This is a genomic window from Chitinophaga pinensis DSM 2588 (assembly GCF_000024005.1).
Classification (GTDB): Bacteria; Bacteroidota; Bacteroidia; order Chitinophagales; family Chitinophagaceae; genus Chitinophaga; species Chitinophaga pinensis.
In genome coordinates this window covers 2,490,187-2,510,184 of the sequence record NC_013132.1, presented here as the reverse complement: position 1 = coordinate 2,510,184, position 19,998 = coordinate 2,490,187, and the positions used below count along the sequence as shown (strand labels likewise).

Sequence of the window (19,998 nt, the reverse complement as noted above, 5' to 3'; positions counted from 1 at the left end):
TACTAGCTGCGCCTGGCAAGCGTCTCCCCCTGCTGCTCATCTTCCACTATCAGCCTGCCAATTTCCCAATACATGTGCAGCATAATGCTGTTAACGCTCCGGTAGGCTGTTTGCCTGGCGTTGCTTCTAGGCTATCCCGCGTTTATTCTTATGCTGAATTCCATTAAATTTCTTCCATATCGGGTTCGATATTCATATTTCAGTGATGTGATCATCACAGCCACGTTCCAGACAAGTCCAAGATGGCCTACAAAAAATACAAACATTATAATGTTCATTATAACAAACAAAATACCTAATTTTGTTAACAATATTAAACATTATAATTTATGAAAGAGTCCATAACTATGTTACCCAGGGCTCGTAAGGTAATGGAGCAGATGGGAGAAAACATCAAACTTGCGAGAAGAAGGCGAAAATTTAGTACGACTCAAGTCGCAGAGAGGGCCGGGCTTAGTCGTGGGACAGTCTGGCAAATTGAAAATGGATCACCTTCTGTATCCCTGGGCAATTACTTTATGGTGTTATTCGTATTAAATCTGGAGAATGACTTTTTGAAACTGGCAGAAGACGATCAATTGGGTCGTAAGCTGCAGGATATTGGATTGATCACCAAAAAACGCGCTCCAAAAAGAAACAAAAAACAAACAGGAGAAGATGCCGACTGATAAGACGATATATGTATATGCAAATTGGGAGGAATTAAATGATGCCCCTTTACTGATGGGCATGCTCAATAGTGTCCATAACAAAGGAAAGGAAATTTTTTCTTTTGAATATTCAGCTGAATGGTTGGCGTCCGGCAATAGCCAGGTCTTAGACCCTGATCTTAGTTTTTATGGAGGGCGACAATATAGTACAGGCGAGAAGCACAACTTTGGTTTGTTTCTCGATTCTTCTCCCGACAGATGGGGACGTGTCCTAATGAAAAGACGGGAAGCAATAATGGCGCGCAAAGAAGATCGCAAACAAGTAACGCTGTTTGAGTCCGATTATTTGTTAGGTGTTTATGATGAACATCGAATTGGCGCATTACGTTTCAAATTAGATCCAGATGGAGATTTTGTAAGCGGTGAACAAATGCTTGCAGCGCCACCATGGGCATCACTGCGGGAACTTGAAGAAGCCAGCAAACAATTGGAGCAGGATGATTTTGATGACGATGAAGCATTGAGATGGCTGAACATGTTGATGGCTCCTGGATCGTCACTAGGTGGTGCACGTCCAAAGGCGGGGGTAAGAGACCCGGAAGGTCAGTTATGGATTGCCAAATTTCCAAGTGGCAATGATGAGGTTGATATTGGCGGATGGGAAGCTGTTGCTATGGAAATAGCCGAGGCAGCAGGTATAAATGTATCTCCTTTTAAAGCACAAAAATTCTCCGGCAAGCATCACACATTTTTAAGCAATCGCTTTGACCGTACTGCCAATGGAGGAAGGATACACTTTGCTTCAGCAATGACTATGCTTGGATATACGGATGGTGCTGATTATACTACCGGCGTTAGTTATCTGGAGCTGGCTGAATTCCTTATTAAAAATGGCGCGAAGGTCGATGAGGATCTGGAAGAACTCTGGCGCAGAATTGTGCTATATGTAAGCATCAAAAACACAGATGATCACTTGCGTAATCATGGTTTCCTATTGACAGCAGAAGGCTGGAGACTCTCTCCGGTTTATGATGTCAATCCATTTGCTGATGGTACAGGACTTACACTCAACATATCGGATAACGACAACTCTCTGGACCTGGATTTAGTTCGATCTGTTGCACCCTATTTCCGGATAACTAAAAAACAAGGCGAAGAGATCATTGCGAAAGTATTATCTGCGGTGAAAGACTGGCGTCAATATGCTGTTAAGATAGGTCTATCTAAAAGAGAACAGGATTTAATGGAAAACGCCTTTACAGACCAGATCTAGATGTAACTGCTATCTATTTTGTTCCTGCTCCTACTCTTATAAAATTAATATGGCACATTTTGGATAAATTATAATAAAAAGGGGATTAAACAACTGATTACAAATTAAATAAACACAAAACAAAAACAGCTACCGGAAAACCAGTAGCTGTTAATATTTCTCCCACATAGGTGAAAGTGGGATTTCTTCGACGTGGACTTCGAGGTATTGAAGTCGAACCAATTCCTCCAGGACCTTAAACGGTTTTCATTATTAAACATTGATTATTAATACTTTATAAAATAAATTTTACGCATTAGGACTTCTACTTAACATAAGTTAAAAAACGAGTTGAGCTCTAGGAAACGCAACACGTTCCTATGTTTGTGTGCAAGAACTTAGTTCACTTAATAATCCGGGAGCTCTTCAAAATAATAACATACAATCCTGAGCATTAAGTAAAGTATCAAGCTCATTAATCACAGTTTTACACCTACTGAAAAACGGGCAAAGGGATAGACTTCGGATATATTGCTCAATTTCCGATAAAACCCATTGAGCGTGTATTGTCCAACACCGGCGGCAAGTGAAAAATTCTTTGGAAGGTAGACTCTCATGTCTGCCGAAAGTGTATTTAAGATATAAGTAGACTTACTACCGTTAAGCGTTTTAAATCTGCTACCTTTATAATTCAGCTCTACTTCAACACATTCATGAAAGTTAATACCACCTGCCGCTGTTAGTTGTATACCTGGACCATAGTCATAATTACGGCCTTCTCCATAGTAAAGATATTTGTCGGGAACAGCACCTAATACAACGATACCGCTACCAATTTCTGTATAGATTTTTGTTTTACGATTGGCGCGCCAATCTGATAATAACTTGAAAATGAAACTTTGTCCACCGTATTCAAATGCATTATTCTTAATAAAGTCATAGTTCATGGCAACGGTATACAGATGCCGCTGACTGCTGTCCTCGCGAAGTGTCCAGGTTTTTAATGCCCCTGTTACCTGAACTGTATTCAGATAGGCTGAATCACCAGCACCAGCTTCGACGATGGCATTAAAGCTCTCAAATGGGGTGCTACTCACCCTGAACCGATCTCCATACTGAAGTCTCAGACGTAAATACAACTCGTTGTGACCATTTGTGTACTGTTCAAGGGAATGAATATTGAAATGTCGTAACCCTACATTTAAATACGCTGTTATCCTTCCGGAGCTATCAGGTACGCCGTATACCCGTCCCCATTGTCCATTTAAAATGCGGTTCAGTCCATTTACCGGATTGATAACAAGTCCCATTACTTCCTGTAATTGACGTTTAGCGCCTGTAGCACGATTGTTAACAATTTTATTCGCCAGCCGGTAAGTCATCTCTCCTAAAGCGATGCCACCGAGGCTGGTATTAATAAAGTCATTGGGAGCTGGCTTGTGGGTCTCACCCGCGATTTCCCAGATAAAGCTGCCGGCAAATGCAGCAGGAGCAGACTGCCAGAAAGAATATCCGTTGCTGCGAAACGTGCTGAAATAAAGATTACCATGATAAGGATGAGCAAACTGGTTTGTCTTAAAATTATTATCATCCCATTCCCAGCTTGAGGGTTTTAAATTTTCCCCGATACTTTTGAAACTGACTTTCGCAAACTCGGCATTGCGGGCAAAACGGTTAAACGACCAGGGGATCAGTTGTGTAACGATCAGTTCCCCTGCGGCGCGTGCAAATCTCTTTTTGGGTTTATACAGGCTATCAAACGGCACTTGCGCAAAAAGGCCGGCACTTGAAAAAATAAATGACAGAATAAGTAAAAGCGATTTACCCATCAATGGAATATTTTATCATAGTTCTTCTCAAGAATTTTCGGCGCTTTAAGTCTGATGCCTGCAAATAACTGAAAGTAGATCTGTCCGTCCTGGTTTACGGCGGTTGTCAGTCCCTGGGCATAGGTAGATGATGTAGCGGTAAGGTAGGCGCCGGCGAAAAAACGGTTGCCGCTATATCCTGTTCCCAATAATGCATCCCATTGATAGATGGGGCCACGGGCATGACTAACTCCATAGTCAGCGCCATTTTGTGTTTGCAGTCTGTAGAAAATGTAACCAAAAGAGGGTGTGAAGCTACCGGTCACATAGAATGCTTTTCGTAGAACGAAAGTATACTGATATCCTGCACCAATTAATGCCTGAATATTTCTTGACTTTTGCGAAAACGTAATGCCAGGGCTATTAATTGTATAATATCTGTATGAAATCTTTGGCAAAAATGCACCCGCAGACCTGATTTGCCTTTCTGTCTGGGATACAGTTGACTGCAGGGACAGATGCGGGTTGGTGTTGTAACCGATGGAACCGGACAAACTGTTTACAGTCAGATCAGGCAACAAAAAATATGGATCACCGGGCTGCCAGTCAGGCCGATAGTCTTTTATATTAGACAGGTAGTAACCGTTAGTATGTGAATAGAAAATATCGGTAAACCAGTTACGGAAATTGAACGAAGTTCCCAGGCCGATGCCGCTGGTACGTCCCTTTATATCATCATCATTATTGCCTGGCAGAAAATGGGGAGTATGGCTGACATAAAAAGATAAAAACCGATAGTTGAAGTAGGCCCTGAATATCTCCGAAGGATTAGGCTTCAGTACATTCTTAAAGTTGTCTCCCTCAACGGCAAGGATTTCAGCAGTATTGATGATAGCCAGTTTAGTAATGATCTGATCGTCAAAACGCTGAATCCATAGACTATCATTCACTCTCCTGGTGTCAGCTTGTTGTCCGTGTACTGGCACGATCTTAAAAGACAATAAAAACAGTATTGTTAATGTAATGCGCAAGACTAAACATATTATTCTTTTGTATTGCACGCAGTTGTCTGTTTCAGGCCTTTGAGTTTCTTTTCTGCTGAGCTGCTGGTTATTTCCTCACAGGAGACATCATTTGCCCAGATTACATCAACATAAGTTATCTTTCCTTGTTCAATTGTTACGTCAAATGGCTTAGAACGCTTTCTTGAGCCCAGACCTGAATTTTGTGCGAATACTGTATGCTTACCGGCCGGCAATGTGTGAACAGAGTATGTTTTATTTTTCAATTTGCACCTGAGGCTACCATCAATATACAACCTGAAGTTAACTGCGGACGCCACATAGCCAGTGGCCCGAATAAAATAAAGTTGTCCTGACCCAGATTGGGCGTGCAACTTTTGCGTATAGAAACATGTAGCGACAAAGACGATTAGAAAAATAAATAATTTCATATAAATTGAGGTTATTTGGTATATAACGGGCAGCGTTTTATCAAATATTCAAGCGTGTTTTTATAAGCATCTTCTGTCTGCCAGAACGCTTTTCTGTTCTGATTATAAATGATCTCGCTCTTTTCGTTATAGATCTTCATGTCCATAACAGTCTGGTAATTTTGTACGTTTGTCGAATAGGTGCTGGCAGTACCACTTTTCTTCTTATCATCATCCTTACTCTTGTCGCTATATGAGGTTGTTCCGTAGTTGGTTTGTGTTGTTCTGTTCTGGGAAATCATGCCATCAATAACATATTCAACGCCAAGGATCTGACAGAGTTCCGACATAGAGTAGTTTTTGATATTCGATCTGTTGATGCCTGCCTTATTTAAGGCAACATTTGTAGCACGGGGACTCATCAAGGTATGTACGCCTGCGTGTTTACCAAGCATGGCATAACATTCATTCTGGACTTCTTCACTTACTTCTTCGGCTAAATTTTGTCCATCCTTTACGAAAGAGAATGGCAATATAGCGACCTTATTACGGGTATCTTCCATGGCCGCCTGTGGCTGCGGAGCAGGTGCCGACTGAGTAGAAGATGCCTGTGGAGCCATATTGTTAAATGCCTCAGTTCTGCCACTGGCAAATGTTATCTTAAGAATATCAGATTTTTTTATTGTATAAACCAACTTCTCTCCACTATAGGTGAAGCGTATAGTGCTGTCAGTTATTTCATGAACTTCACCATTTAGGATATCTCCATTACTTCTAACAATAACATCACTTTTTTTAGTAGTTTGGCCAAAGCCTGCAAAGTAGCCAACAAGCAGGAATGACAGACAGAATATATGTTTCATGAGATTACAGTAACAAATGGAAAATAACTTGGGCTCTACTCAAAAGTAGCGTAAATTACCAAAAGATCAAATATAAGAAACACATTTTAATAATACATATGTTTCGTTTACCTCACCTGGTTTTGATTCTTTCTTTACTGCCAGTCTTCTCACATGCACAAGTGCTGGACAATGATAGTTCCCGGCAATCTAACAGCTTAAAAAAGCAGGAAGATAGCGCACACAGCAATTTCGTTAGCAAGATGCAGCAATTTGCAGCGGCCACTCACCAGCAAACCATTAATGAACGAAATGCAGATAAAGCGGGTATAGTACAGAATGAAATCTTTGAGAACCTGAAGAAGACGATGCAGCATGCAAAGACCTATCTGAAGAATGGCATTGATACCGTTGGCATCAGCGGGGATATCTCAAAAATAAGTGAATGGCATGCCATTGCCGGAGATGGAATCTTTGTTAATATGGGTAGCGCTCAAACTTATCGTAACCTTACTACTTCTTATAACCTGTTAGGGGTATTGCAGAAACGTATCTCGCATCATAAAACTGAACTTGACAATTACCATCATAAGCTATCAAATTTTCGTTTTCAGATTGATTCTCTGGCGAGTGATTCAATGATGTTTGCATTCCCGGGTGATTCAGCTGCACTAACAAAATATCTTGGTAAACTTGCCACCATTGCCCGTGAGATCTCGCCAGCCGACAGCATTCTGCAGAAGGCGATGATTGATGTTGAAGCACTGCAAACGAAGGTCAACATGGAATCGTACCGGTTAACTACCAGTATTGATGAGCTAGAGCTGTATCAGCGTCAGCTCCATCGCCGGACATGGAGCAGGGAGTTTACGTATTTGTGGCAGCCAACAACCTACGACAGATCATTTACGACAATACTTGGTTATTCACTTGCAAAAAGCTGGCTTACATTCCGGTTCTATGCACAGAATAACTATGGGAAAATCCTGTTCATGCTGTTCCTCATCTTCATGACCACTCTATACATCCGATCACTGAAAACAATATATCGTCAGCGTGATTTAATAAGAAATGACTATGAGGGCCAACTGGTGTTGAGATATCCGGTACTGACGGCAATACTTATAATAGTAAACGTTTTTCAATTCATTTTTCCGGCGCCACCGTTCGCATTTAATGCCTTACTATGGTCAGTTTCGGCCGTCTCACTGACGCTGTTATTCCGTCGTTTCATCATTGGCTACTGGATGAAGATCTGGATAGCTTTATTTTCACTGTTTATCGCGGCCAGCGTGAACAATTTAATACTTCAGGCATCGAGAATAGAGAGATGGTTCATGTTTATGCTGGCTGCCTCCGGTATCTTGGTTACCTGGATAGTATTTAACAAGCGAAAGAACTGGCGCCAGCTAAGAGAGCAATGGATCATTTATTTTATCGGCTTTCTCCTGCTTCTTGAACTTGCCTCCATAATAGCAAACTGTTACGGACGCTATAATTTATCTAAAACACTGCTAACAAGCGGCTACTTTAACGTTGTAATAGCGATCATGTTTCTATGGACTGTACGCCTGATAAATGAAGGTCTGGAGCTTGCATTTAATATCTACTCAACACAGGACAGAAAACTTTTCTATCTTAACTTCCAACGTATCGGCAACAGGGCGCCAAAGCTTTTTTATCTCTTTCTTATAGTTGGCTGGTTTATATTGTTTGGCCGTAATTTTTACGCATTCCACCTGGTCACCGGGCCGGTTCAAACTTTGCTTTCTGAAGAACGAAGTGTTGGGGACTATACATTTACAATCAATACGCTGCTTTTATTTGTGCTCATTATGGGGCTGTCAGTAGTGATATCACGAATTGTCTCTTACTTTGCAGCTGACCGCCATCTCAATAATGAACATCCTGGTAAAACTGAAGGCACCGGAATTGGAAGCTGGCTATTATTAATCAGAATATTCATTATCACTTTAGGGTTGCTACTATCCTTTGCCGCAGCCGGTATTCCTATGGACAAGTTAGCTATCATTCTTGGTGCTTTAGGAGTTGGGATAGGCTTTGGTTTACAAACACTGGTGCACAATCTTGTTAGTGGACTTATTATAGCGTTTGAAAAACCTGTAAATGTCGGTGATATTGTCGAGATTGATAAACAATCCGGCGTCATGAAATCAATAGGATTTCGCAGTAGTGTCTTATCAACATGGGACGGGGCGAATATGGTGATGCCAAACGGAGATCTGCTTAATTCTCATCTCATAAACTGGACGCTCGGCGGCAACCGGCGGCGCATGCAGTTAACAGTAAACGTTGCTTTAAACTCAGATCTTGAAAAAGTGCAGGTATTACTACAGAAAGTTTTAGATTCAGATGACCGGATATCAAAACAAAAGAAACCTCTGGTACTTTTTGACGAATTTGTCAACAGTTCAATTAATGTAAAAGTTATATATTGGCTGAATGACTACCGAAACGACATTACTACAAAAAGCGACCTGATTATCGCCATTCAAAAAGCATTTCAGCAAAACGATATTACATTTCATTAGTAATGCCATTATCAGGCCGACCAATATAACTTCAGGCTTTAGAACCCGGTAATTAAGGAAATATTAAAACTGCAGCAGGTCTATGATAGAGTGAGGTTACCTAATTCCTTTTATACGCGTTTTATCTTTTTCCAGGTAATATGATAGTAAAGCAGCACCATTCCCCGGACTAGACTGTGCATGAATACACCATTATGGCTGAGTACAATTTCCTTGCACATTGCCAGGCTTACGCCAGTTCCGGTATAATCCTTGTTTCCATAAAGTCGCTGGAAAATATTAAATATTTTTTCTGCATAGGCCTGGTCAAAACCAATTCCATTGTCCAGGATAGTTATAGCATAATAGTCTGCGTGTTGATCTAATTCCTGTAGTTCTTTTATTTCTTCCTTGTTAAGAGCCCTGGCAGTAATTGAAATAGTAATATTTTTATCCCGGGAATTAAATTTCAACGCATTCGAAATTAGGTTTCTAAATAATTGTGTCATTTACTCAGAGGTTGTTTGGCAAAACCATATCGACTTACTAAAACTAGGTACTGGAAATAAAAAGACTACTCAAAAACACAGTCAAGATATTGCGAAATTTAACCAGTGGTTAGCAAACTGCATTGTAATTCATATAAACAAAATTCCTATACCTAACTAAAGCATAGTAAACTATATACGGGTTACAGATATTAGTGTTCGACTCCCGTCACCTTCCGCTAAAAATCCATAAAATCCGGCCCTTATTCATGAAAAATGTTGAGGAAGGCGATCAATTGTGGATGGCTAGGTGTTTATGTCTTTCACTTAAAATGAGCGCATCAGACTTATTTTGGCTGAAAATCAGCCAGTTATGGACATAAAAAAAGACAACTTTTAAAAGTTGTCTTTTTTTATTTTTTTCCCAGTTCTTCGACATGGGAAATCTGGCTTGTGGAGTCGGCGGGAATCGAACCCGCGTCCAAACATATCCGCCGAAAGCTTTCTACATGCTTATTTACGCATTAGTTTGTCGGGACCTTGCCAGGGGCGCAACTAACCAGCCTGGTCCTTATCCGTTTAGTTTCAGTACTCACTCACAGAAACCATGAGTACCTATTCCGCTAAGGTTTTGATTAGGCGGCGGCAGTTCTAGCAGACAGCAACTGCGGCGGCCAAAATGGGTGCGCTAATCGCTGATTAGGCAGCCATGGCGTAGTTAGATTCGCCAATTAAAGGTTGTATATTCAGATTTACGTGCTAATTATACAACGCACGACATGCTTACACTTTCAAAGATCTATGCTGTCAAAACCAGGCGACCCCAGTTTGCTTTCGCAGCTTACAAAGATATGACTATTTTATCAAATTTCAATAAATAGTCAGACTATAGTTACGCTATGTTAGTGCTGCGTTTGAGAACGCAGCACTAACATAGCGTAACTATAGTCTAAATACGAAAAAAGAGGCCTATAATAGGCCTCTTTTTATATAATCAAATGATTATCAGTCTATTTAAAAATACTTCGCCAGATATCCAGTCCATTCGCATATAACAACAGACCAAACAGGATGATCATCCCAACAATCTGTGCATATTCCAGGAATTTCTCGCTTGGTTTACGGCCGGTAATGATCTCGTATAAGAGGAACAGTACATGACCACCATCCAGCGCCGGAATCGGTAGGATATTCATAAATGCCAGGATGATTGACAACAACGCCGTCATTTCCCAGAAAGCAATCCAGTCCCAATGAGCAGGGAACAGGTTACCGATGCTGATGAAACCACCCAGGGATTCATTGGCTTTTACTTCTTTGGAAACGAAGATCAGACGCAGCTGCTGTACATATTTCACCAGTGTATTGATACACTTAGAGAAACCTGCAGGAATCGCCTGTAATAAAGTATATTCTCTGGTAGCGAATTTGAAATCCTTTTCCGGATTAGCAGGCGCCATACCAACTGTACCATTTTCGGTAACGTGTGCGAATAACTGAATAGTATCGCCGTCACGTAAAACCTGGATAGGAACAGTTTTATTCTTGTAGCTCTGTAATACCTTTCTGAACTCATGGAAATAGCTCGCAGGCGCTCCGTTTACAGACAAAGTTCTGTCGCCTTTTCTGAAACCGGCTTTCTCTGCTGCTGATTTCGGCAATACGGTATCCACTTCAAACGGAATGCGCACATCCATCAAAGTGCCTTTTCTTTTGATCATTTCACGGATAAAACCAGTGGGGATCTTGATGTCAACAGGCTTGCCATCACGCTCTACCTGGATGCTGGTTGCTTCGCGAAGAATGATCTCTGCCGGAATAGAACGGAAATTTTCAACTGGTTCCTTATTCACAGATAATACCATGTCTCCGTCTTTCAAACCAATACTACCAGCCAGGGAGTCAACCGCAATACCATAAGTCAGGTTTTTGGTCGGCAGATAGCTTTCGCCCCAATGCCACAACATCATCGCGTAGATCAGGAAACCAAGTATCAGGTTAACGGTAACACCGCCAATCATGATGATCAGACGCTGCCAGGCTGGTTTTGAGCGGAATTCCCATGGCTGTGGCGGTTTTGCCATCTGCTCACGGTCCATGCTCTCATCCACCATACCGGATATTTTTACATATCCGCCCAGTGGCAACCAGCCAATACCATATTCTGTATCTCCTTTTTTCTTTTTAAACAAGGAAAACCAGGGGTCAAAGAACAAATAAAACTTTTCAACCCTTGCTTTAAAAAGCTTGGCGGGGATAAAGTGCCCAAGCTCGTGTAAAACGACCAGTATGGATAGTGACAGTATCAACTGCCCGGCCTTTACCAATATTTCTTGTGTGGTCATGTAGATGAATCTGACAGTAAATATATAAAGTTATTAATCTATAGATAGTCCGGCAAATATAGGCGGTTCAACTGCAGTACAGCGTTAATGTAATATTAAATCACTATAGCATTGATCATGGAATTTGCATATTCCCTGGCAGCCTGATCGCTTTCATAATAGTCATGCAATGTAGGTTTTTCTACAAATGCAATCTTCGCCATCGTCTCTTCTATCACCTCCGTCATCTGCAGGAAACCAATCCTGTTCTTCAGGAAAGCATGTACCACTTCTTCATTTGCAGCGTTCATGACACAGGCTGCATTTCCTCCCTTGTGCATTGCCTCAATAGCAATGGCCAGGTTACGGAAAGTCTTGGTATCAGGCTGTTCAAATGTCAGCGTAGGATTATTCTTGAAAGAGAATTTCGGGAAATCGTTGGCTAATCTTTCCGGAAATCCTAAAGCCAGTTGTATCGGCAATTTCATATCAGGTACGCCCAGCTGCGCTTTCAGCGAACCATCCACAAATTCCACCATAGAGTGAATGATCGACTGCGGATGTATCACTACCTCGATCTTTTCAGGCGGCAGATTGAATAACCAACGGGCCTCAATCATTTCCAGGCCTTTATTCATCAGTGTTGCACAGTCAATGGTGATCTTCGCGCCCATTCTCCAGTTAGGATGCTGCAACGCATGATCTTTTTTCACATTGATCAGGAAATTAGGCTTTTTACCAAGGAAAGGACCACCGGAAGCAGTCAGGATTACTTTATCCACTTTCCGCAGGTCTTCGCCTAACAGACACTGAAATATAGCTGAGTGTTCAGAATCTACAGGTACGACAGGAACATTCCGCTTGTTGGCTGCTGCCATCACGATATCGCCTGCCACTACCAGGGTTTCTTTATTTGCCAGGGCAATCGGCGTACCCTGTTCAATGGCAGCCAGAGTCGGCGCCAGACCGGCAAAGCCCATTACAGCCGCCAGCATCATATCAATTGTATTCCAGGCAGCTACTTCCACCATGGCTTTCGCACCCGCAAATACCTTGATACCTTTATCGAATAATGCGTCCTTCACCTTCTCATACTGTGTTTCATCGGCTATTACCACCGCATTCGGACGAAATTTTAAAGCCTGTTCTATTAAAAGGTTGGCATTCTGCCCCCCCGTCAATACTTCCACGCTGAACTTGTCAGGATGTGCTTCAATCACCTCCAATGCCTGGATGCCAATAGATCCTGTGGAGCCAAAGATGGCTATGTTCTTCTTACTCATTGCTGCAATAATAAGGGAAATAAGAGAATTAGGAATTAAGAATTAAGGATTAAGAATTATTTGCAGATATCTCCACAAATAATTCCTAATCCTTAATTTTTTAATTCTTAATTACATAAGGAACTTACTCAGTTCATCCGCCAGTGTCCTGTCATTACTCAGACGCGGCACCTTGTTCTGCCCGCCGAGTTTACCTACCGACTTCATATAATCGATGAACCCGTTCTTGCGTACTGGTCTGATTTTCAACGGTTGCAGAATACTGCCCGTCAACAGGTCGTTGTAATAAATGTTCTTCTCCTGCATATAAGCATCTACCTTTTCCGCAAAAGCACGCAGATCGGCAGGCGCCTGCTCAAACTCTACAAACCACTCGTGGAAAGGCAACTCTCCATCCGGCGCTACCATCGGCGCTACGGTAAATTCAGTGATCTGCAGGTTTTCTTCCTTCGCCGCACGCATCAGACTATACTCCACTTCCTCTCCGATCACATGTTCGCCAAATGCAGAAATGAAATGTTTAATACGTCCTGTTACCAGCAAACGGTATGGATTAGTAGAAACAAATTTTACAGTGTCGCCAATGTTATAAGACCACAAACCGGCATTGGTGCTCACCACCAACGCATAGTTCACCCCCACCTGTACATCACGTAATGATAGACGGGTAGGATTCGCGTCAAATATTTCATTGGCCGGAATGAATTCGTAGAAAATGCCGGAATTGGTGTTCAGCAACAGCCCTTTGTGTTCCTGCGTATCCTGGAAAGCAAAGAAACCTTCAGATGCCGGGAATGTTTCAATGGTATTGATCGGACGACCAACAGCCGCCATCAGCTTCGCACGGTAAGGTTCGAAGTTCACCCCGCCATATACCAGCACATCCAGGTTTTTAAACAGCTCCCCAACCGATTTTCCACTTCTTTCGATCAGTCTGTCAAAATACATCTGCATCCATGGTGGAATACCACTGATCAGACGCATATCTTCATTAATAGTTTCATCAACGATTTTGTCCAGCTTGGTTTCCCAGTCTTCTATACAATTCGTTTCATATGTCGGTAACTGATTCGTACGCAGATAACGCGGTACGTGGTGATTCACAATACCACTCAGACGGCCATAAGGAATACCGCCTACCCTTTCCAGGATAGGAGAACCGGATAAAAATATGAGTTTACCATCCGCAAATTCCGTTCTGCCTGTTTCTGACATATAATTCAGCAGGGCATTACGGGCCGTATCTATATGATTGGAGATCGAGTCCTTTGTAATAGGAATATATTTTACACCACTGGTGGTGCCGGAAGTCTTAGCCAGATAAATGGGCTGACCTTTCCACAATACATTCTGTTTACCATCCTTTATCTTATTGATATAGGGCTTGAACTGTTCATAATCCCTTACAGGCACCGCCTGCTTGTAATCATTGTAGTTATTGATATTTCCGAATTGATGATCGTTTCCGAACTCAGTTTTCCTGCCTGTTTTAATCAACTCCTCCAGGATCGCCTCCTGGTCTTCTACCGCCCGTTGCATTTCCTTCCTGATCTTGTTGGCAACAATGGAAGCAAATGGTTTGGCAAGCAGTGATTTAAGCTTCATGCCCTTTTATTTTAAGATAAGAGAAAGGACAAATGTATAAAATAAAAATTGTTATAATAGCTCATATTACAAGGGTTTTCAGCGGATTGAGTAATAAGCCGGATAGCAGTGCTGATAAGGTTTACAGCGAAATCAGCCGTATAAGCAAAGATTGTAATTATCTATATTAAAATAAAGTATGTATCTTTGAAAATATAAATTGTATTTCTCAGCGGAATCAGCCTGTTTTCAGGTCTGATGGCAAAAAGCTGAGAAAACTTTGTCAATTAGAAAACAATTCCTAATTTTGCAGGAAATTATTTTTGGATAACTATGTTTGCAGTTGTAAAAATCGCAGGTCAGCAATTCAAAGTACAAAAAGACCAGGAAATCTTTGTACAGCAGTTGCAGGGAAATATTGGAGATAAAGTGCAGTTCTCTGAAGTGTTGTTAGTAGATAATGGTGGTAAGCCGACCGTAGGTACTGATGTAAAATCAGTGGTAAAAGCAGAGATCCTGAGCCATGTTCAGGGTGATAAGGTAATTGCTTTCAAAATGAAACGCAGAAAAGGTTTCAGAAAGAAAGTTGGTCACCGTACACACTTTACAAAGATCCGGATCAACGAGATTGCTTAATTTTTATTTGATAAAGTTCTAAAATCGTACATAAGAAATGGCACATAAAAAAGGTGAAGGTAGCGTTAAGAACGGCCGTGATTCCCAAAGCAAAAGGCTGGGAGTAAAAATTTTTGGTGGTCAGGCAGCCGTATCTGGTAACATCATTGTTCGCCAGCGTGGTACCGTTTATCACCCAGGAGCTAACGTAGGAATTGGTAGAGATTTTACCATTTTCGCAGTTGCTGATGGCGTTGTTGAGTTCAGAAAAGGACGTGAAAACAGAACCATCGTTTCCGTAAAGTCAATTGACACCACTGCTCAGGCGTAAGTCTGGAACAGTGTTTGCCATAAAGTTTTTTCTAATACCCAATTTTAATTACTAACCCAAAATTCAAAAAACAATGGCAACAATTAAAAAAGCGGCTAAGAAAGCTGCTCCTAAAAAGGCTGCTGCTAAGAAAGCCGCTCCTAAAAAAGCTGCTGCTAAGAAAGCCGCTCCTAAAAAAGCTGCTGCTAAGAAAGCTGCTCCTAAAAAAGCTGCTGCTAAGAAAGCTGCTCCTAAAAAGGCTGCTGCTAAGAAAGCTGCTCCTAAAAAGGCTGCTGCTAAGAAAGCTGCTCCTAAAAAAGCTGCTGCTAAGAAAGCTGCTCCTAAAAAGGCTGCTGCTAAGAAAGCTGCTCCTAAAAAAGCCGCTGCTAAGAAAGCTGCTCCTAAGAAAGCTGCTGCTAAGAAAGCCGCTCCTAAAAAAGCTGCTGCTAAGAAAGCTGCTCCTAAGAAGAAAGCTGCTGCAAGGAAAAAAGCTGGTAAACCAGCCGAAAATCCAAACTCAACTCCAGCGACTACCATCGCTCCAGAGTTGTAAGCTCGACTTTACAAACTGTAAAATAAAAGGTCCTGGCTACCGCCAGGATCTTTTTTTATTTATATATACCCCACCCTCTGTAAATTCGCATTTCAATTCTACTTATGCTCGATAATTACGCTATTGCCGATAATTTCTCCCTGATCTCCAAACTCATGGACATACAGGGAGATAATAGTTTTAAAGCCAAATCTTTCGCCAGCGCCGCATTTACCGTGGAGAAACTCCCTATACAATTGCAGGTTACGCCTCCGGAAGAAATCGCTAAAATTAAAGGCATCGGTGACTCCATCAGCAAAGCTATTCAGGAAATGCTCCAGACTGGCAAATTCGCCGCCCTCGAAGCATACCTACTGAAAACACCTCCAGGCATCCTGGAGATGATGAAAATAAAAGGCCTCGGCCCTAAAAAAATAGCAACCATCTGGAAAGAACTGGAAGCGGAAAGCCTCGGGGAACTGCTATACGCCTGTAATGAAAACCGCCTTACCCTACTCAAAGGCTTTGGACAAAAAACACAGGACGCCGTTAAACAAAGCATCGAATTCTATTTCAGCAACCAAGGCCGCTACCTCTACGCTCAGGCAGAAGCACTGGCACTTTCTCTGGAAAAAGAATTCAGTCAACTACTGACGCCCGCCGCCGTTTCATTGACCGGCCAATTCCGTCGCAATGAAAATATCATCGACGAAATAGAATTTGTCGCCGCTCTCCCCACTCCCGCCCTGCAGGAAAAATTATCCGCATTGCCGGCACTCACCGCAGCTACCGTAACCGGAGATGCGATCACATGGCAACACGAACAACACATAAAAATTAAAGTCTACACCGCCTCCGCTGAAGATTTTAATAAAGTACTATTCACAACTACCGCATCTGCTTCCTTCCTGGAGCACTTTAATGCATCGCTTGACCTGAACAGCATTCCCGCTAATGCAACAGAAGAAGCGATCTTCACACAGGCAGGAATGGAGTATATCGAGCCTTGTCTGCGTAACGGCGGACTCGCCATCAATCTCGCTAAAAAGAAACAACTGCCGGTACTGATCACACACAAAGACATCAAAGGCATCATTCACAGTCACAGTACCTGGAGCGATGGGGAACATACCCTGCTGCAAATGGCAACCACTGCCAAAGAACAGGGCTTTGAATACCTCGTTATCAGTGATCACTCCCGCTCTGCCTTCTATGCAAACGGACTCAGTATCGAGCGTATACAGGCACAACACGCAGAGATCGATGCACTGAATAAACAACTCGCTCCATTCCGTATTTTCAAAAGCGTAGAAGCTGATATCCTTAACGATGGCAGTCTCGATTACCCGGATGAAATACTCGCCTCATTCGATCTCGTCATTGCATCCGTACACTCCAACCTTAAAATGAGTGAAGAAAAAGCAATGGCGCGACTCCTGAAAGCAATAGAAAATCCTTACACTACTATACTCGGTCATATGACCGGTCGCCTCCTGCTCAGCCGTAACGGTTATCCTGTCAATCATCAGCAGATCATTGACGCATGTGCTACACACAATGTGGTTATTGAGATCAATGCACATCCGCGGCGTCTCGATATCGACTGGGAATGGATTCCATACGCACTGGAGAAAAATGTGCTGCTGTCCGTAGATCCGGATGCACACAGCACTGACGGCTTCCACGATATTTACTACGGTACCCTCGCTGCAAGAAAAGGCGGACTCACCGCTGCGCATAACCTGAGCAGTTTCAGCGCCGCCGAACTGGAAGCATTCATCAGCAAAAAGAAAAAATAGCACAACAGCGCCAACTAAAAACGAGAGCACAATCATGAAACTGATCTATATATACGACGCACTATGCGGCTGGTGTTATGGATTTACACCTGTTATCGAACGACTGCAACAACAACTCGGACCAGCCACCGAAGTAGAAGTACTCTCCGGTGGAATGTTGCTCAGCTCCAATCACCGACCCGCTGCTGCCATGTATAACTACATCAAAGAAGCACACAAACAGGTAGAAGCTACTACAGGTGTACAATTCGGAGAAGCCTTCCTTGAACAATACCTGCGCACCGACGATATCATGGATTCAGAAAAACCAAGTATTGCACTCACCGTTTTCAAACAATACCTGCCACAAAAAGCATTGTCTTTTGCACACGATATGCAACTCGCACTCAACTATGAAGGCAAAAGCCTGAATGAAGATGCGACCTACCGTGACCTGATTGCAAAATATCGGTTGCCGGTGGATGAGTTCCTGGAAAAAATGAAAGACGATGCCAACAGATATGATACCATCCAGGAATTCAACCAGGTTGAACAATGGGGTATCACAGGATTTCCAGCCGCTATCTTCGATGATGGAACACAATATTACCTTATCGCAAAAGGATACACTCCGCTGGAGAGCCTGCTGGAAGTGATAAAGAAAATTATTCGAGGAAACTAAAAAAGAATTAAGAATTAAGAATTAAGAATTAAGAATTAAAAATTTGATTAAACTGACAAACAACCTAATAATAAGATCATCTCAATGTTGTCTTTGCCACTGGTTTAACCAATAACAACAGCAATCTCCGCTGCATTCAATTCTTAATTCTTAATTCCTAATTCCTAATTGAATACTATGTATACTATGTATAGAATCGAAATTGCTACAATAACCGACATACCCATTATTCAGCAGCTCAGAGACGAAATCTGGCGCCCTACATACAAAGACCTGCTGAGTCCTGAACAGATAGAATACATGCTGGAAATGATGTACAGCACTGCTGCACTGAGCAGTCAGATGACGGAGAAAGCACACAGATTCCTCCTGTTATATGACGACCAGCGTCCTATCGGATTTGCCTCCTATAGCAACACTGATGAAGCAGGCGTTTTCAAATTGCAGAAAATATATCTGCACAGCGATTATCAGGGAAAAGGTGTAGGAAAATTATTGTTGGATAATGTGGTGGAAAGAGTTCTGGCTGAGAATGGCAAGATCCTCGAACTGGATGTGAAGAAAGATAATAAAGCCAGGTTCTTTTACGAAAAACAGGGCTTCAGCATTTTCAAAGAGAAAGATACCGATATCGGTAATGGCTACTGGATGCTGGACTATGTAATGAGAAGACCGCTATAAAAAAATCCAGCCTGGTAAAAATACCAGGCTGTTTCCCAAGTTAACCATTAAAAGACACAACTTTTCTAATTAAAATTCTTTAGGTGTATCCGGAAAAGATGTTTCCTTCATTCACCTGTCTATAAATACTTACGATAAATGTTTAAACACGGATTTTAAGATTTTCTTTTTTTTGAAAAAAAAACGATCCTGTTTTTCATTCATTATCAATGAGATATAGCGATAAAAAAAATCCCGCATGGAAAATGCGGGAAATTGATAAATCAGTATGTGTTTTCGGTAATAATAACCTGTTTAGAATACGCGTGGGATGATCTCATGATCAACACTCCAGCCGAATCGAAAGTTCAACATCAACTCATGAGATACCGATTGCGCCCCTTTCAGATTGGATGACATAGGCGTATCATAAGAATAACCTATCTGGAACTTCTCTCCCAGTCTCGCCTGCACCAACCCGGTCACGGTCTTCTCTGAACGCCAGGAAACACCCAACCAGATCACCTCTTTCAATAATACGCTGGTATTAATATCGTACTGCAAACCACTTCCCTGGGCCTGTCTCAACAATATAGAAGGCTTCACCAGCAAATCATCATTTACTCTTGCCGCATATGCCGCCTGTAAATACATGTGTGAAATTGCCTTCACTTTATTTACACTGTTGCCCAGATCAAAGCTTTTAAAAGCCGGCGACGATAAACCCAGATAAAAGTTTTCGGCGAATAATGCAAAACCAAAACCTACCTGTGTTTTCCAATAGGCCAGATTCGTCGCAAAAGATGGATCTGTGGTTGTCAGCTGATTGTTGTTCTCTTTATACTGCGACATACCAACCTGTAATCCCAATGCCAGCTTCACCGTTTCACTCAGGTTCACACTCTGTGCTGCCAGTGCATTAAAATCAGTACGTGATTGTACAGTGATTGATTCCTTCATTGCAGAGAAACCAAGATGGGTTCCCCTGTCATTCAGCGGTGAATAGAAACTCATGGTCGCTGTTTTCGGTGCGCCATCCACTCCTACCCATTGGTTACGTCCCACTACGCTCAGACTCGCTGATTCGTCTGTACCTGCATATGCCGGATTGATGACAATTCCGTTCAACATGTACTGTGAGTAGATAGGGCTCTGCTGAGCCTTCGCCGGCACATAACAGGCAGCAGCCATCAGCAGACCCAAAAGGAATTTCTTGTTAGCAATCAT

General features: G+C 42.2%; 18 protein-coding genes, 1 other RNA gene and 1 pseudogene. 9 read left to right on the top strand and 11 right to left on the bottom strand.

What is annotated here, in order from left to right; genetic code table 11:
• Nucleotides 1–2 precede the first annotated feature (2 nt).
• Nucleotides 3–110: pseudogene (locus tag CPIN_RS38615) on the bottom strand (hypothetical protein); the annotation flags it as partial.
• A 219-nt stretch (nucleotides 111–329) separates the two neighbouring features.
• Here CPIN_RS38615 and CPIN_RS10330 point away from each other — a divergent pair.
• Both CPIN_RS10330 and CPIN_RS10325 read left to right on the top strand, forming a co-directional pair.
• A complete protein-coding gene (locus CPIN_RS10330; RefSeq protein ID WP_012789729.1) occupies nucleotides 330–668 on the top strand; it encodes a helix-turn-helix domain-containing protein in 339 nt (112 codons plus the stop codon).
• On the top strand, nucleotides 658–1,923 hold the full coding sequence (locus CPIN_RS10325; protein WP_012789728.1) for a type II toxin-antitoxin system HipA family toxin: 1,266 nt from the start codon (nucleotides 658–660) through the stop codon (nucleotides 1,921–1,923). Before CPIN_RS10330 ends, CPIN_RS10325 begins: the two co-directional genes overlap by 11 nt.
• Nucleotides 1,924–2,381: 458 nt before the next feature.
• Here CPIN_RS10325 and CPIN_RS10320 read toward each other — a convergent pair whose 3' ends face one another.
• Genes CPIN_RS10320 through CPIN_RS10305 form a run of 4 tightly spaced genes read right to left on the bottom strand, consistent with a single transcriptional unit; the run spans nucleotide 2,382 to nucleotide 6,005 of the window.
• The gene (locus CPIN_RS10320) at nucleotides 2,382–3,731 is read right to left on the bottom strand and encodes a DUF3943 domain-containing protein (protein WP_012789727.1); all 1,350 of its coding nucleotides are present in this window, start codon (nucleotides 3,729–3,731) and stop codon (nucleotides 2,382–2,384) included.
• Nucleotides 3,731–4,741, bottom strand: coding sequence for a DUF4421 domain-containing protein (locus CPIN_RS10315; RefSeq protein ID WP_187294752.1), 1,011 nt, complete (start codon nucleotides 4,739–4,741; stop codon nucleotides 3,731–3,733). Before CPIN_RS10315 ends, CPIN_RS10320 begins: the two co-directional genes overlap by 1 nt.
• An 11-nt stretch (nucleotides 4,742–4,752) precedes the next feature.
• Entirely contained in the window at nucleotides 4,753–5,163 is a 411-nt protein-coding gene (locus tag CPIN_RS10310) for a DUF2846 domain-containing protein (protein ID WP_012789725.1), read from the bottom strand.
• Between the two features lie 11 nt (nucleotides 5,164–5,174).
• Nucleotides 5,175–6,005, bottom strand: coding sequence for a hypothetical protein (locus tag CPIN_RS10305; RefSeq protein WP_012789724.1), 831 nt, complete (start codon nucleotides 6,003–6,005; stop codon nucleotides 5,175–5,177).
• Nucleotides 6,006–6,103: 98 nt separating this feature from the next.
• Between CPIN_RS10305 and CPIN_RS10300 the strand changes: the two genes are divergently transcribed.
• Entirely contained in the window at nucleotides 6,104–8,536 is a 2,433-nt protein-coding gene (locus CPIN_RS10300) for a mechanosensitive ion channel family protein (RefSeq protein ID WP_012789723.1), read from the top strand.
• 110 nt (nucleotides 8,537–8,646) lie between these two features.
• Here the strand turns inward: CPIN_RS10300 and CPIN_RS10295 are convergent, their stop codons facing one another.
• The 5 genes from CPIN_RS10295 to CPIN_RS10280 all read right to left on the bottom strand — a co-directional run bounded on the left by CPIN_RS10295 (nucleotide 8,647) and on the right by CPIN_RS10280 (nucleotide 14,215).
• Complete coding sequence (locus CPIN_RS10295; protein WP_012789722.1) at nucleotides 8,647–9,024, bottom strand: sensor histidine kinase; 378 nt, start codon at nucleotides 9,022–9,024, stop codon at nucleotides 8,647–8,649.
• Between the two features lie 430 nt (nucleotides 9,025–9,454).
• Nucleotides 9,455–9,828, bottom strand: a transfer-messenger RNA (tmRNA) gene (gene ssrA, locus CPIN_RS37410).
• A 185-nt stretch (nucleotides 9,829–10,013) separates the two neighbouring features.
• Complete coding sequence (gene rseP / locus CPIN_RS10290; protein ID WP_012789721.1) at nucleotides 10,014–11,348, bottom strand: RIP metalloprotease RseP; 1,335 nt, start codon at nucleotides 11,346–11,348, stop codon at nucleotides 10,014–10,016.
• Between the two features lie 95 nt (nucleotides 11,349–11,443).
• Entirely contained in the window at nucleotides 11,444–12,610 is a 1,167-nt protein-coding gene (locus tag CPIN_RS10285; protein ID WP_012789720.1) for a 1-deoxy-D-xylulose-5-phosphate reductoisomerase, read from the bottom strand.
• Between the two features lie 111 nt (nucleotides 12,611–12,721).
• Nucleotides 12,722–14,215: a GH3 auxin-responsive promoter family protein gene (locus CPIN_RS10280; RefSeq protein ID WP_012789719.1), complete on the bottom strand. Its 1,494-nt coding sequence runs from the start codon at nucleotides 14,213–14,215 to the stop codon at nucleotides 12,722–12,724.
• Between the two features lie 312 nt (nucleotides 14,216–14,527).
• On the opposite strand from CPIN_RS10280, the gene rplU reads away from it, so the two are divergent.
• The 6 genes from rplU (at nucleotide 14,528) to CPIN_RS10250 (ending at nucleotide 18,792) form a co-directional block, all read left to right on the top strand.
• Nucleotides 14,528–14,830 (top strand): 50S ribosomal protein L21, encoded by a 303-nt coding sequence (gene rplU, locus CPIN_RS10275; RefSeq protein ID WP_012789718.1) that lies wholly within the window; start codon nucleotides 14,528–14,530, stop codon nucleotides 14,828–14,830.
• Between the two features lie 37 nt (nucleotides 14,831–14,867).
• The gene (gene rpmA / locus CPIN_RS10270) at nucleotides 14,868–15,140 is read left to right on the top strand and encodes a 50S ribosomal protein L27 (protein WP_012789717.1); all 273 of its coding nucleotides are present in this window, start codon (nucleotides 14,868–14,870) and stop codon (nucleotides 15,138–15,140) included.
• Between the two features lie 73 nt (nucleotides 15,141–15,213).
• Entirely contained in the window at nucleotides 15,214–15,672 is a 459-nt protein-coding gene (locus CPIN_RS10265) for a histone H1-like repetitive region-containing protein (RefSeq protein WP_012789716.1), read from the top strand.
• 104 nt (nucleotides 15,673–15,776) lie between these two features.
• Nucleotides 15,777–17,450 (top strand): DNA polymerase/3'-5' exonuclease PolX, encoded by a 1,674-nt coding sequence (locus CPIN_RS10260; protein WP_012789715.1) that lies wholly within the window; start codon nucleotides 15,777–15,779, stop codon nucleotides 17,448–17,450.
• A gap of 34 nt (nucleotides 17,451–17,484) precedes the next feature.
• On the top strand, nucleotides 17,485–18,111 hold the full coding sequence (locus CPIN_RS10255) for a DsbA family protein (protein WP_012789714.1): 627 nt from the start codon (nucleotides 17,485–17,487) through the stop codon (nucleotides 18,109–18,111).
• Nucleotides 18,112–18,297: 186 nt separating this feature from the next.
• A complete protein-coding gene (locus CPIN_RS10250) occupies nucleotides 18,298–18,792 on the top strand; it encodes a GNAT family N-acetyltransferase (protein ID WP_222838193.1) in 495 nt (164 codons plus the stop codon).
• A 294-nt stretch (nucleotides 18,793–19,086) separates the two neighbouring features.
• On the opposite strand, the gene CPIN_RS10245 is transcribed toward CPIN_RS10250, so the two are convergent.
• The gene (locus CPIN_RS10245) at nucleotides 19,087–19,998 is read right to left on the bottom strand and encodes a PorP/SprF family type IX secretion system membrane protein (RefSeq protein WP_012789712.1); all 912 of its coding nucleotides are present in this window, start codon (nucleotides 19,996–19,998) and stop codon (nucleotides 19,087–19,089) included.

What these genes read in the sequence shown, in the direction of transcription:
- rseP (WP_012789721.1), bottom strand. Translation starts at nt 11,348, where the DNA reads ATGACCACACAAGAAATATTGGTAAAGGCCGGGCAGTTGATACTGTCA.
- CPIN_RS10245 (WP_012789712.1), bottom strand. Translation starts at nt 19,998, where the DNA reads ATGATTGCTAACAAGAAATTCCTTTTGGGTCTGCTGATGGCTGCTGCC.
- CPIN_RS10265 (WP_012789716.1), top strand. Translation starts at nt 15,214, where the DNA reads ATGGCAACAATTAAAAAAGCGGCTAAGAAAGCTGCTCCTAAAAAGGCT.
- CPIN_RS10255 (WP_012789714.1), top strand. Translation starts at nt 17,485, where the DNA reads ATGAAACTGATCTATATATACGACGCACTATGCGGCTGGTGTTATGGA.
- CPIN_RS10295 (WP_012789722.1), bottom strand. Translation starts at nt 9,024, where the DNA reads ATGACACAATTATTTAGAAACCTAATTTCGAATGCGTTGAAATTTAAT.
- CPIN_RS10310 (WP_012789725.1), bottom strand. Translation starts at nt 5,163, where the DNA reads ATGAAATTATTTATTTTTCTAATCGTCTTTGTCGCTACATGTTTCTAT.
- CPIN_RS10300 (WP_012789723.1), top strand. Translation starts at nt 6,104, where the DNA reads ATGTTTCGTTTACCTCACCTGGTTTTGATTCTTTCTTTACTGCCAGTC.
- rplU (WP_012789718.1), top strand. Translation starts at nt 14,528, where the DNA reads ATGTTTGCAGTTGTAAAAATCGCAGGTCAGCAATTCAAAGTACAAAAA.
- CPIN_RS10285 (WP_012789720.1), bottom strand. Translation starts at nt 12,610, where the DNA reads ATGAGTAAGAAGAACATAGCCATCTTTGGCTCCACAGGATCTATTGGC.
- rpmA (WP_012789717.1), top strand. Translation starts at nt 14,868, where the DNA reads ATGGCACATAAAAAAGGTGAAGGTAGCGTTAAGAACGGCCGTGATTCC.
- CPIN_RS10250 (WP_222838193.1), top strand. Translation starts at nt 18,298, where the DNA reads ATGTATAGAATCGAAATTGCTACAATAACCGACATACCCATTATTCAG.
- CPIN_RS10280 (WP_012789719.1), bottom strand. Translation starts at nt 14,215, where the DNA reads ATGAAGCTTAAATCACTGCTTGCCAAACCATTTGCTTCCATTGTTGCC.
- CPIN_RS10305 (WP_012789724.1), bottom strand. Translation starts at nt 6,005, where the DNA reads ATGAAACATATATTCTGTCTGTCATTCCTGCTTGTTGGCTACTTTGCA.
- CPIN_RS10260 (WP_012789715.1), top strand. Translation starts at nt 15,777, where the DNA reads ATGCTCGATAATTACGCTATTGCCGATAATTTCTCCCTGATCTCCAAA.
- CPIN_RS10325 (WP_012789728.1), top strand. Translation starts at nt 658, where the DNA reads ATGCCGACTGATAAGACGATATATGTATATGCAAATTGGGAGGAATTA.
- CPIN_RS10320 (WP_012789727.1), bottom strand. Translation starts at nt 3,731, where the DNA reads ATGGGTAAATCGCTTTTACTTATTCTGTCATTTATTTTTTCAAGTGCC.
- CPIN_RS10330 (WP_012789729.1), top strand. Translation starts at nt 330, where the DNA reads ATGAAAGAGTCCATAACTATGTTACCCAGGGCTCGTAAGGTAATGGAG.